This is a genomic window from Rhizobium rhododendri, assembly GCF_007000325.2.
In the GTDB taxonomy this organism is placed as follows: Bacteria; Pseudomonadota; Alphaproteobacteria; order Rhizobiales; family Rhizobiaceae; genus Rhizobium; species Rhizobium rhododendri.
Window position 1 is genome coordinate 2,272,959 of sequence record NZ_CP117267.1, and the last position, 13,052, is coordinate 2,286,010.

Sequence of the window (13,052 nt, forward strand, 5' to 3'; positions counted from 1 at the left end):
ACGTCGGGGATGTCCTTAAAGCCACAGCCTTTAGGCTCTGATACGAGCCATCTGCGGATCGTAGAGCGGCTTCAGCGAGACAGTACAGGGCACGCGTCGCATCGCAACGTCGAGCGTATAGCGTCCCGACATGACGAAATCGGCTGTGACCCCGGCAGCGTTGCGGACGTACCCGTAGCCGATCGGCCGGTCGACCGTGTATCCGAAGCCACCGCTCGACAGCCACCCGACGCGTTGGCCATCGCGGTAGATGGTTTCCCGTCCGAGCAGCACCGTATCGCGGTCCTCCGGCACGAAACAGGCCAGCAGCTTCTTGACGCCGGACTTGCGCTGCTCCTCGATGGCCGCCCGCCCCCTGAAATCAGCGTTCTTCTTTACGGCCCAGCCAAGCCCGGCTTCGATCGGCGTGTGGTCCGGGCCGATGTCGGCACCCCAGGCCCGATAACCCTTTTCCAGCCGGCAGCTTTCGATCGCCCGGTATCCGGCATTGACCAGATGATGCGCGGCACCGGCCGTCATCAGTGCATCGTAGACCGCCCCGGCATTTTCCACCGGCACATGCAGCTCGAAGCCGAGTTCACCTACATAGGTAATGCGCAGCGCCCGCACAGGTGCCCCGGCGATACCGATGGTGCGCACTTGGCCAAACGGAAAGGCGGCATTCGAGACGTCGGCGCGGGTCACCTGCTGGAGCACGGCGCGCGATTGCGGCCCCATCAGCGACAGCACGCAGTAGCCCGATGTCACCTCCACCAGTTCGGCCTGCAGACCCTTGGGGATATTGCGGCTGATCCAGTCGAAGTCGTGAGTGGCAAAGCCGGTACCGGTGGTGATGTAGTATTCGTTGTCTGCCAGGCGAGCGACCGTCAGATCGCATTCGATGCCGCCCCGGTCGTTGAGCATCTGGGTGTAGATCAGCGATCCGACCGGCCTCGCCACGTCGTTGGAGGCGATCCAAGTGAGCGCCGCTTCGGCATCTCTCCCCTTCAGCACGAATTTCGCAAACGACGTCTGGTCGAAGATGACGACGGATTCGCGCACGGCCTTATGTTCGCGGCCAACGGCATGGAACCAGTTCTGCCGACCGTAGGTGTAGATATCGCGGGGCTCCTCCCCGGCAAAAAGGTCGGCAAACCAGTTCGGCCGCTCCCAGCCGAGTTTTTCTCCGAAGCAGGCCCCTTGCGCCTTCAGGCGGTCATAGAGCGGCGATTTGCGGCAGGGACGTCCGCTCGCATGTTCCTCGAACGGCCAGGCCATGGTGTAGTGCTTGCCGTAAGCCTCCAGCGTCCGGCTGCGCACCCAGTCGGTGTCGAAATGCGGCCGGCCGAAGCGACGAATGTCGACAGGCCAGAGGTCGTAGGGAGGCTGTCCCTTCGAGACCCATTCCGCCAGAGCCATGCCGGCACCGCCGGCAGATGCAATGCCGAAGGCATTAAAGCCGGCGCCGACGAAAAAGTTACGCAGCTCCGGCGCCTCGCCGAGGATGAAATTGCCGTCGGGCGTAAAACTTTCCGGCCCGTTCAGCAGTTGCTTGATACCTGCCGTTTCCAGTGCCGGAACGCGGGCGAGTGCCTGCTCCATGATCGGCCCGAAATGATCGAAATTGGAATCGAGCAGAGAGAAATGGAAATCCTTAGGTATGCCGTCGACTGCCCAGGCGATCGGGTTGGGCTCGTAGCCGCCCATGACGAGACCGCCGACCTCCTCTTTGTAATAGGTGAGCCGATCCGGGTCGCGCAATGTCGGCAGGTTCGAGGGCACGCCGAAGGATTCGGTGATGATATATTGATGCTCGACCGAGACAAGCGGCACGTTGACGCCGAAGCGGGCCGCGAAATCCCGCGTCCACTGGCCAGCGCAGACGACGACCCGCTCGCACTCGATCCGACCGCGATCGGTGAGGACGGCGCGGATGCGGCCCTTGTCGATCTCGATGTCGAGCACTTCCGTATCCTCGAAGATCGCAGCGCCGGCCATGCGCGCACCGCGCGCCAGCGCCTGGGTGATATCGGAGGGATTTGCCTGCCCGTCGGTGGGAAGGTAGGCAGCACCGATGAGGTCGTCGACCTGCATCAGCGGCCAGAGCGACAGCGCCTCCGATGGCGTCAGCAACTGCATGTCGAGGCCGAACGACTGGGCGGTCGTCGTCTGGCGCTTGACCTCGATCCAGCGCTCCTCGTTGCAGGCAAGGCGCAGACCGCCATTCATCTTCCAGCCGGTCGCAAGACCCGTCTCCGCCTCCAGCCGCTTGTAGAGATCGACGGAATAGCCGAGCAGCTGGGTGATGTTGGCGTTGGAGCGCAACTGGCCGACTAGTCCCGCCGCGTGAAACGTCGTCCCGGACGTCAGCTTCCGGCGCTCGAGAAGAACGGTATCCGTCCAGCCGAGCTTGGCGAGGTGATAGGCGGTAGAACAACCGATGATGCCGCCGCCGATGACGACTGCTTTTGCTGTCCCGGGCAGTTCCTTCATCGACGTTCCTCGATATCAAACAGCTGATAGGCGCGCTCGAAACGCGCCATGTTGTCGGCGGTATAGGCGACGTAGTCGAACTCTATCGTGGAATAGGCTTCGGACACCATGCTCCAGAGCGTTTCGCGCAAAAGCGATGCACATTTCATCGCCTCGTAGCGGCGCTTCAATCCTCTTTCCCCGACGCCGTCGTGGTAGATATCCAGCATGGCGGCCTCCTGATCGGCGGAAAATCCGGCATTGGAGGCAAGCCCGCCGAGATCGAACAGCGGCGTATTGAAGCCGGCATAGTCCCAGTCGATAAGCCAAAGCCGGTGACCGTCGTCAAGAAAATTGCTGGCCAGCAGATCGTTATGGCAGAAGACGATGTCAAACGGTCCCGCCGCCTTCTCCAGCCTCCTCATCTTGTCCAGCAATCCGTGCATCAGGGGCTCGTAGCGGCTCCCGATATCCCGGAGCGTCGATGCGTAGTCGGCAATGATATGAAACGACCAGAACATCCCGGCAGCGCCGCGCAGGTGGCCGCCAACCCTGCGATGAGCATCGCGCACCAGCAGCACGACACGCTCCAGCATATCCGGCCGCCCGAGCACCTCGGCCGACAGCGCCGGCGCGTCGATGTAGTCGAGTACGAGAATGCCGGGCTCATGATAGACGACATCGGGAGACAAGCCGGCAGCATGGGCAGCCAGGCTGGCCGCCAGCTCGTTGGCACGGACGATATGATGAACCGGAATATCGGAGCCGAGACGCACGACACGGCGCCGCGAACCGTCCCTTACAAGATAGTTGCGGTTGGTGATGCCGCCGGTCAGGGCAGCGATCTCGATTGGCCCATGCCAGATATCGAGCGCGCGAATACGATCCTCGGGCTTGTCGATAATGCCGGTTCTCCCATTGCAGAAGAGCTGACCCGAAATTTCGTCACAATTGCCGGACTGTCAAGGATAATGCCGGAAAGTCAAGCATTCTGACCAATTTGGAGCCGCACCGCAGGCGTCTCAAGAGGCGCTGGCTCGAGGTGTAACAACGCGGCACATCTGTTCCAGCGCGATGGACGCCTTGCTGGCGTGCCGTTCCTTGTGGCGCAGCAGGCGAAAACTGCGGGCCGGTAGCTCGAAGGCCGCCTTCACCAAAAGCCCCTGTTGCAGATAGAGACTGGCCGAGACGCTGGAAATCGCCGCCGCGCAGGCGCCTGCCTGCACAGCCGATAGAACCGCTTCGTTGGATGGAAAGACCAGCGCGACCTGCATGTCCTGCGGCACGATGCCGAAGCCCCGCATAGCCTCCTCGAAGGCCGAGCGGGTGCCCGACCCTTTCTCGCGCATCACCCAGAGACTGTCGGCAACGAGGTTGGCTGCTGACAGCGCCCGGCCATCCGCCCACGGGTGGTCCGGCGCCACCACCACCGATAGCGCATCGCTTGCAACAACGGCGGACGACAGTTCCGGTGCGTCGATCTCCCCCTCCACCAGCCCGAGTTCCGCCTCGCCGGCGATGACTGCATCCGCGACGGTGCGGGTATTGCCGATGGTCAGGCTGAGGTCGATGCCGGGATAGGCCTGGTGGAAGCGTATCATGACCGGCGGCAACCAGTAGCTGGCGATGGTCTGGCTGGCATAGAGATTGAGTTGGCCGCGCTGCAGCCCGCCGAGCTCCGACAACATCAGTTCGGCCGCGCGTACGCGCGCCAATGTCGCCCGCGCCTCGTTCAGAAACACCCGTCCCGTCTGCGTCAGCTCGATCCGCCGTCCGACGCGATGAAACAGTTCCACGCCATAGAATGCCTCGAGGTTCTTGATCGAGGCGCTGACGGCTGACGGCGTCAGCCGTATGGCTTGCGCGGCGCGGGTCAGGTGCTCCCGCTCGGCAACGGCGACGAAGATGGCAAGCTGTTCAAACGTCATAAGCCAACCGTTCGTTTTAATCGAACGAAACATCCCATAATATTCGATGGAAATCTACAACTCGCTGTAGGACAGTCCGGGCACCAGACCAAAGAAGGTGACCCATGTCTATCGCCTCGCGCTCACGTCACATCCTGCCAGGATTGGCACTTTGTCTTGCCGTCGCACTGGCTGCAGTGGCGGTCGAAAAGCTTGAGGTTGTGCTGCTTGGCGGCCGATGGATCGAAGGTCTCATCCTGGCGATTGGCTTCGGCATCGCCGTTCGAACCGCACTGCCGCACATGCCCTCGATGCGCGCGGGTATCGATTTCAGCGCCAAGATCCTGCTGGAATTGGCGATCGTGCTGCTGGGTGCATCGATCAGCCTGTCGGCAATCCGGGGCGCTGGGTTACCGTTGATCGGCGCGATTGCCGGGCTGGTCCTGATGTCGATAGCCATCAGTTACGCCATCGGCAGGCTGCTGGGGCTTCCGGGCAAGCTGGCGACGCTGATCGCCTGCGGCAATGCCATCTGCGGCAACTCTGCCATTGTCGCCGTTGCGCCGGTCATCGAGGCCGACGCCGAGGAAATCACTGCCGCACTGGCCTTCACCGCCGTGCTCGGCGTTTTCGCGGTGTTCCTGTTGCCGGTGCTGTTCGTCAGGGCAGGTCTCAGCCCGTCGCAATACGGCGTACTTGCCGGCTTGACGGTTTATGCCGTGCCGCAGGTGCTGGCTGCAACGGCACCTGCCGGCTTGCTGGCCGTCCAGACGGGCACGCTGGTCAAGCTCGTGCGCGTGCTGATGCTCGGCCCCGTCATCGTCATGATCGGCACGATGATGAAGGGCGTGAAGACGGAACTCCCAGCACAGCACCACTCAATCGTGCCGTGGTTCATCGTCGGCTTCGTGCTGATGATGGGCTTGCGTTCATTCGGCCTCATCCCGGAGGTTGCCTTTGTACCGATGAACCTAGTCTCCAACACGCTGACGCTGGTCGCCATGGCAGCACTGGGATTGTCGGTGGACGTTCGGGTCGTCGGCCATGCCGGCGGCCGGGTGATCGCGGCAGCGACGCTATCGTTGCTCGTTCTCGGCGGGCTGAGCTGGATCGTCATCACGTTTCTGCAGATCCAGTAGAACGCCTGCGGTTTCAGCGCGGTCTATGCGCTGTCTGCTGGCATCTTTGACAGCAGCTTGAAGATGTCGGCTGCCGGGCTCGGATAGCCGAGAGCAAAACCCTGCAACCCGTCGCAACCGATCTCTCCCAGCACCCGGGCATGCTCCTCGGATTCGACACCCTCGGCAATGACTTCGACATTCAATGTCTTGGCAATCTCGACGATCGACGCGACAAGGCGCCGCTGTTCTTCCGACACGGTAATGTTGGTGACAAGCTGGCGATCGATCTTCAGCCGCTTCGGCCGCAAGCTGACCAGCCCGATCAGCGACGCATGCCCCGACCCGAAATCGTCTATCTCGATATCGACGCCCAGTGTCTTCAGACCCGCGATGTTCGAGACGACGATATCTTCGCAATCATCGAGGAAAATCGTTTCAACAAGCTCGAAAACGATGGATTCCGGCGGGATGTCGAGCCTGTTCAATTTCTGAATCAGTTGCGGGTCGTTGAGCCGTTTGGCAGACACATTGACCGCAATGCGCGGCGGCACGATACCTTCCGCCCGCCATCGTCCGTAGTCAGCAAGGGCCTGCTCCAGAACCGCGGCATCGATTTCGGCTTCCAGACCGTATTCCTGGGCAACCTTGAGGAAGGTCCCCGGGAGCATCAGGCCATGCACCGGATGTTTCCAGCGCGCCAGCGCCTCGAGGCCGAAAATACGGCGAGTGCGCGCATCCACCTGCACTTGATAATAGGGAATGATTTCGTGGCGCTGCAATGCCAGCTTGAGGTCGCCGGCCAATTGCCTTTTGCCCAGCAGATCAGATTGCAGCTTTGCACTGAAAAACTGCACCCTGTTGCGACCTAGTTTCTTCGCCTGGTACAGCGCCAGATCGGATTCCGCCAGAATATTCCCGGCCTTTGACGTCATGTTCCAGGCGATACCGACCGAGGCATTCGTCTGCACGACGCCGGCTGCGAAAGGGACATCGGCGCGCAGCGCAGAGAGGGCGCCGTCGGCCAGCGTCTCCAGCGCGCCGGCCTCGGCCACGTTGGTCAGCAGGATCACGAATTCGTCGCCTCCGATGCGGGCAACCATGCTCGCTCCGGAAACGGCGCCGGAAAGACGCGCGGCGGTGGCCTTCAGCATCGCGTCGCCGGCCGCATGGCCAAGCTTGTCGTTGATCTCCTTGAACCGGTCGAGATCGATATGAATGACGGCGATGCTCTCGACCGTCGGATCGCTCAACAGTTCGGCAAGATGGCGGTCGAAATAGCGGCGATTGGGCAAGCCGGTGAGATAATCGTGGTTGGCAGCGTGCTCGACCAACCCCTTGCTGCGCTCGACCGCGACTGCCCTCGCCTCTGCCACTGACTTTTGCTCCGCTAACTCACGGGTCAGGATGACATCGGCGGTGACGTCCCACTCGGCGCCGATGATCGATAGAGATCCATCCGGCCCCTCGAAGAAACGCGCGCTCGAGCGGATGTGGCGCGTCTGGCCGTCGGCGAGAATGATGCGGAAATGCGAGTTGTATCGGCCTTTGGAGGCCACGGCTGCATCGAATTCGGCGGAGGCCCTATCGCGGTCGTCGGGATGAACTGCATTCAGCCATATGTCGCCGGTCACTCTGCCCGACAGGCCTGTCCCGTAGAGCCTGTGCATGGAAAGGTCCCAGACGACGGTGTCATCCCGAAGATCATGCTCCCAGACACCAATTTGCGATGTCTCCAGCGCCAGCTCCAATCTCCTCACGAGATCCTGGAACTCCTGCTCTGTCCGACCTGCATCGATAGATGGTTTCGCGATCGCCGCTCCTCCCGACGCCAAGGCAATGTGACACGCCTTGCCGACCTCAGATCACATAGCTTTTCATTAGCTAATTTTAATAAACACAGGAAGCGCGAGCGTCTATCTTCGTGATACATCAGACGGGCAAAGCCATGGCATTCCGTGCCTTGAGCCTCAAACGAAGATATATCTTATTCCAGAAACGACAATGGGCGGACCCTTGCGGATCCGCCCATTCTGTCTGTTCGAGGAGGTCAAGCGCCGAACAGGCAACTTTTATTCGGCAGCAATCCGGATGATCTCGGCGTTATGCTCTTCATGCTGCTTCAGCGGACGGTTGCCCGATAGCTTGCGGATCAACACATAGAACACCGGCGTCATGAAGATGCCGAAGAATGTCACCCCGATCATGCCGGAGAATACCGCCACGCCCATGGCCGCACGCATCTCGGCGCCCGCACCCGTCGAGGTGATCAGCGGCACGACGCCCATGATAAAGGCCATCGAGGTCATCAGGATCGGTCGCAGTCGCAGACGGCTGGCTTCCATGGCAGCCTGAACGGGCGTCCTGCCGACAAACTCCAGCTCACGGGCAAATTCGACGATCAGGATGGCGTTCTTCGCCGATAGCCCGACCAGCACCATCAACCCGATCTGGGTGAAGATGTTGTTATCACCGCCCATCAGCCACACACCGGTCAGCGCCGCAAAGACCCCCATAGGCACGATCATGACGATCGCCAGCGGCAGGGCGAGGCTTTCGTACTGCGCGGCAAGCACGAGGTACACGAGCAGCAAGGCCAGCGGGAAGATGATCAGTCCGGAATTGCCGGCGATGATCTGCTGGTAGGTCAGGTCCGTCCACTCATAGCCGATACCCTTTGGCAGAGTGTCGGCCGCAATCCGCTCTACTGCTGCCTGCGCCTGGCCGGATGAAAATCCGGGGGCTGCGCCGCCGTTGATGTCGGCAGCCAGGAAGCCGTTGTAGCGCGTCGTCCGCTCAGGTCCGGTGCTGGCCTCGACCTTTAGTAGCGCCGAAAGCGGGATCATCTGCCCTGTCGACGAGCGCACCTTCAACTGCCCGATATCGCCTGGATGAGCCCGAAACTTCGCATCCGCCTGTACACGGACACTGTAGGTACGGCCGAAAGCGTTGAAGTCGTTGACGTAGAGCGAGCCGAGATAGATCTGAAGCGTATCGAAGACATCCGTCACCGAGACACCCAGCTGCTCTGCCTTGGCGCGATCGAGGTCGGCGTAAAGCTGCGGTACGTTGATCTGGAAGCTCGAGAACAGACCCGCAAGCTCAGGCGCCTGATAGGCCTTGGCCAGAAACGCCTTGTTGGCTTCGTCGAGGGCCTGGTAGCCAAGCCCCGCCTTGTCCTCCAGCTGCAGCTTGAAGCCGCCGGTGGTGCCGAGGCCCTGGACGGGCGGCGGTGGGAACATGGCGATGAACGCTTCCTGGATGCCGCCGAACTTCTTGTTCAGCTGCATGGCGATGGCGCCGCTCGACAGATCGGGTGTCGTACGCTCCTCGAACGGCTTCAGCTTGACGAAGATGACGCCGGCATTCGACGAGTTGGTGAAGCCGTTGATCGACAGGCCGGGGAAAGCGATCGAATGCTCGACGCCCGGTTCCTTCATCGCGATCTCGCTCATGCGCTCGATGACATTCTGCGTCCGGTCGAGACTGGCCGCATCCGGCAGCTGGGCAAAACCGATCAGATACTGCTTGTCCTGGGCCGGCACAAACCCGCCCGGCACCGCCTGGAACAGGAAGTAGGTGGCACCGATCAGGGCGAGATAGACGACCATGACGACGCTTTTCATCGACAGGATGCCGCCGACCCCACGGCCATAGCCGTTTGAACCGCGCTGGAAGACCGTGTTGAATCCACGGAAGAACCAGCCAAGGCCCTTGTCCATAACCCGCGTCAGCCAGTCCTTCGGGGCATGGTGGTCCCGCAGCAGCAGCGATGCCAGCGCCGGCGACAGCGTCAGCGAGTTGAAGGCCGAGATCACCGTCGAAATGGCGATCGTCAGCGCGAACTGCCGGTAGAACTGGCCGGACAGGCCGGAGATGAACGCGAGCGGTACGAACACTGCGACGAGCACCAGGGCGATGGCAACGATCGGGCCCGACACTTCCTTCATGGCCCGGTACGTGGCATCCCTCGGCGACAGGCCGTTCTCGATGTTGCGCTCGACATTTTCGACCACGACGATGGCGTCATCGACGACGATACCGATGGCCAGTACCAGCCCGAAGAGGCTGAGTGCGTTGATCGAGAAGCCGAACATGTACATGACGCCGAAGGTACCGATGATCGACACCGGCACTGCCACCAGCGGAATGATCGACGCCCGCCATGTCTGCAGGAACAGGATGACGACAACGACAACCAGCGCGATGGCTTCGAGCAACGTGTGCACGACCTTGTCGATCGACGTGCGAACGAACTCGGTGGTGTCGTAGACGATCTCGTACTTGACGCCGTCAGGCATCGCCTGCTGCAGCTCGTTCATGGTCTTGTGGACCTCGTCCGAGATGGTGATGGCGTTGGAGCCGGGCGCTTGGAACACCGGGATGGCGACAGCCGACTTGCCGTCCAGCAGCGAGCGCAGCGAATAATCGGATGCACCGAGCTCGACGCGAGCGACATCGCGCAGGCGGGTGATCTCGCCGTTGGTACCGCTCTTGACGATGATATTGCCAAATTCCTCCGGCGTCTGCAGGCGACCCTGCGCATTGACATTAAGCTGCACGTCGATGCCGGTAAGATTCGGAGAAGCGCCGATGACGCCGGCAGCCGCCTGGACGTTCTGCGCCCGGATGGCATTGGCGATATCGTCGGCCGCAAGGCCGCGCTCGGCGGTCTTCTGCGGGTCGACCCAGACACGCATGGCATAGTCGCCCGAGCCGAAGATCTCGACCTGGCCGACGCCCTGGATGCGCGCCAGCCGATCCTTCACGTTAAGGACCGCATAGTTGCGCAAGTAGGTGATATCGTAGCGATTATCCGGCGACACCAGATGCACGACCATCATCAGGTCCGGCGAACTCTTGACGGTGTTGATGCCGAGATCGCGGACGTTCTGCGGCAACCTTGGCTCGGCCTGCGAAACGCGGTTCTGCACCAGCTGTTGCGCCTTGTCCGGGTCGGTGCCGAGCTTGAAGGTGACAGTCAGCGTCATCAGGCCGTTGGATGTGGCCTGGCTGGACATGTAGAGCATGCCCTCGACGCCATTGATCTGCTCTTCGATCGGCGTTGCCACCGTCTCGGATATGACCTTCGGGTTGGCGCCCGGATATTGCGCGGTAACGACAATCGACGGCGGCACGACTTCTGGATATTCCGAAATCGGCAGCAGCCCCATGCCGATCAATCCTCCGACGAGGATCAGGACCGACAGCACGCCGGCAAACACCGGTCGGTCGACGAAAAAGCGAGACATGTTCATGATGTGGCCCTCTCCAGGGATAACGGTGGACGCACTGCGCAGGACCACGCGGCAACTCCGCCGCAGGTCTCATGCCATTTGCAATTTTTAACTGACCGGGAGGCCCTCTCCCGGTCTTGAAGGCGCCTACTTCGAAGCGGCGACCTTCTGCTCGGGCTTCTGTTCAGGCTGCGGATCGACCAGTGCACCCGGGCGCACCCGCTGCAGTCCGTTGACGACGATACGGTCGCCGACGGCGAGACCGGCTTCGACGATACGCTGGCCGTTGTTGAGGTCGCCGAGCGTCACCTGCCGATAGACGAGCTTGTTGTCAGCGCCGACGAGGAACACGAACTTCTTGTCCTGGTCGGTGCCCACGGCCCGGTCGTTGATGACGATCTTGTTCTCCGACTTAGGCTGGCCCATGCGCACCCGCACGAACTGCCCGGGAATAAGGTGGCCGCCCGGATTGGCAAAGACGGCGCGCACACCGATGGTGCCGCTGGCCGTATCGACCTCGTTGCCGATCAGTTGCAGCTTGCCGGTGATCGGCGTGCCGCTGTCGCGTGTCGTACCGATCTCAACCGGGATCTGCTCGACTGGCGGCGCAACGCCGTCATTGGCCGTCAGTTGTGCGAGGGCGCTGGTCACGGCCTGCTCGTCGGCATTGAAGCTTGCATAGATCGGATCGACCGAAACCAGCGTCGTCAGCGCCGGCGACGCCGAGCCGGCAGCGACGAGATTGCCGACAGTCACCTCTAGCTTGCCGACACGCCCGGCGATCGGTGCGCGGACCTGCGTGTAGTCGAGGTTGAGCTGGGCGGTCTGCAGGGCTGCCTGGGCCGCCTGGATATTCGCCTGCGCTTCCGAATAGGCGCTCGCCCGTGTATCGAGGTCGCTCTGCGAAATCGTCTTGTTGTCGGAAAGGCGACGACCGCGGTCGAGCTCGAGCTTGGCAAGATCGACGCGCGAAGCGGCGGCTTCGACCTGCGCCTTTGCCTGGGCTACGGCCGCCAGATAGGGCGCCGGATCAATGGTCAGCAACAGGTCGCCGGGCTTGACCAGCGCGCCTTCGCGGAAATTGACCGACTGGATGGCACCGGCGACGCGCGGACGGATGGACACCCGTTCGATCGCTTCGAGCCGCCCGGAAAACTCCTCCCAGGCCGTGACGTCCGCAGCCGCTACCGTGGCGACGGTCACCGGAACAGCAGCAGGGGCCGCCGCCTTTGCAGGCTCACTGGCAACCGCACCGCGCGGCAGGTCGAGATAGAAGGCTGCCCCGAAAACGGACGCAGCAAGGCTTATGCCGGCGCCCCACAGGGCCCAGCGCTTGTCTTTGGTTGTCATTGCATTCTCTCCTTTTCAGCCCCGGCTTGGGATCCCGGGCTGCAGATCACTGGCTCTAATCAGCCAGGCCGAACACGAATATCGTCTACGAAGCTCTTGAAACTCTTGCGGATATCACCCTGCCAAGTTTGCTCGTCGGCCGATTGCCCGCCATAAATTCTTGCCCAGCCCATACCGGCGGACAGGATACGCTGCTGGACTGAAACGCCTGCCTTTTCCAGCAATTTGCCATATTCCACGCTCTCGTCGCGCAACGGATCGTCCTCCGCCGTCAGCAGCAAGGTCGGCGCCACGCCCGAAAGCCGCGAGCAGAACCGCGGCGCGGCATAGGGATGGCAGACACCACCGAGGAAACCCAGATAGTGGTTCCAGCCCTCGCTCCAGCGTTCGCGCATCCCGCTCTTGTCGGCGCACTGAAACGACTTGCTGCCCATGAAAGGGTCCAGCAGCGGCGAGATCAGCACCTGACCGTCGAGCATCCCAGGCATCTGGTCGCGCGCCTTGAGAGCGACGCCAGCCGCAAGGTTTCCGCCAGACTCTTCGCCGGCAACAAGCAATAACGACTTCTTGCCACCCAACTCGCGCTTGCGCGCAAGATATTCCAGGACGCCATAGGCATATTCGAGCGACTTCGGAAAACCGTTGTCGGTCGGCCCGCTGCAATCCGCATCGACGACGATGGCACCGGCATCTGCCAGGCATTCCGCAACCGGACGGCCGACATAGACCGCCTTGTCCAGAAATGCGCCGCCGTGAAGATATAGCACGACCGGCGCAGTCTTGTCGTCAAGCGAGTCACAGAACACACGCGCAGAAACCGGACCTGTGGCCACGCCTTCCAACACAACTTCCTTAAACGGGGCACGCATCGAGGGGCTCCCAACTGAGTGGATCGACCAAACGAGATCAATTCCGCCTCATCTCTTGGGTGGAACATATTGTTATTCCGTTTTACAGATAAGTCCCCTATATTCGATCAGACTATTCAC

The 13,052-nt window shown here is 61.6% G+C and carries 9 protein-coding genes; 2 read left to right on the forward strand and 7 right to left on the reverse strand.

What is annotated here, in order from left to right:
* Positions 1-30: 30 nt before the first annotated feature.
* Positions 31-2,472 carry a GcvT family protein gene (locus tag PR018_RS11105; protein ID WP_142823544.1) on the reverse strand — a complete coding sequence of 814 codons (2,442 nt, stop codon included), beginning with the start codon at positions 2,470-2,472 and terminating at the stop codon, positions 31-33.
* Positions 2,469-3,317 carry a phosphotransferase gene (locus PR018_RS11110; protein WP_244615317.1) on the reverse strand — a complete coding sequence of 283 codons (849 nt, stop codon included), beginning with the start codon at positions 3,315-3,317 and terminating at the stop codon, positions 2,469-2,471. The genes PR018_RS11105 and PR018_RS11110 overlap by 4 nt, the downstream gene beginning before the upstream one ends.
* Here PR018_RS11110 and PR018_RS11115 point away from each other — a divergent pair.
* Entirely contained in the window at positions 3,198-3,446 is a 249-nt protein-coding gene (locus tag PR018_RS11115) for a hypothetical protein (protein WP_244615303.1), read from the forward strand. The two genes, PR018_RS11110 and PR018_RS11115, sit on opposite strands and share 120 nt — an antisense overlap.
* A gap of 27 nt (positions 3,447-3,473) precedes the next feature.
* Here the strand turns inward: PR018_RS11115 and PR018_RS11120 are convergent, their stop codons facing one another.
* Positions 3,474-4,379 (reverse strand): LysR substrate-binding domain-containing protein, encoded by a 906-nt coding sequence (locus tag PR018_RS11120; protein ID WP_142823546.1) that lies wholly within the window; start codon positions 4,377-4,379, stop codon positions 3,474-3,476.
* A gap of 104 nt (positions 4,380-4,483) precedes the next feature.
* Between PR018_RS11120 and PR018_RS11125 the strand changes: the two genes are divergently transcribed.
* Complete coding sequence (locus PR018_RS11125) at positions 4,484-5,497, forward strand: YeiH family protein (protein ID WP_142823547.1); 1,014 nt, start codon at positions 4,484-4,486, stop codon at positions 5,495-5,497.
* Between the two features lie 23 nt (positions 5,498-5,520).
* On the opposite strand, the gene PR018_RS11130 is transcribed toward PR018_RS11125, so the two are convergent.
* The 4 genes from PR018_RS11130 to PR018_RS11145 all read right to left on the reverse strand — a co-directional run bounded on the left by PR018_RS11130 (position 5,521) and on the right by PR018_RS11145 (position 12,932).
* A complete protein-coding gene (locus tag PR018_RS11130; RefSeq protein ID WP_374113725.1) occupies positions 5,521-7,311 on the reverse strand; it encodes a putative bifunctional diguanylate cyclase/phosphodiesterase in 1,791 nt (596 codons plus the stop codon).
* A gap of 237 nt (positions 7,312-7,548) precedes the next feature.
* Positions 7,549-10,734: an efflux RND transporter permease subunit gene (locus PR018_RS11135; protein ID WP_142823548.1), complete on the reverse strand. Its 3,186-nt coding sequence runs from the start codon at positions 10,732-10,734 to the stop codon at positions 7,549-7,551.
* Between the two features lie 126 nt (positions 10,735-10,860).
* Positions 10,861-12,063, reverse strand: coding sequence for an efflux RND transporter periplasmic adaptor subunit (locus tag PR018_RS11140; RefSeq protein WP_142829248.1), 1,203 nt, complete (start codon positions 12,061-12,063; stop codon positions 10,861-10,863).
* A 59-nt stretch (positions 12,064-12,122) separates the two neighbouring features.
* Positions 12,123-12,932 carry an alpha/beta hydrolase fold domain-containing protein gene (locus PR018_RS11145; protein WP_142823550.1) on the reverse strand — a complete coding sequence of 270 codons (810 nt, stop codon included), beginning with the start codon at positions 12,930-12,932 and terminating at the stop codon, positions 12,123-12,125.
* Positions 12,933-13,052: the final 120 nt, after the last annotated feature.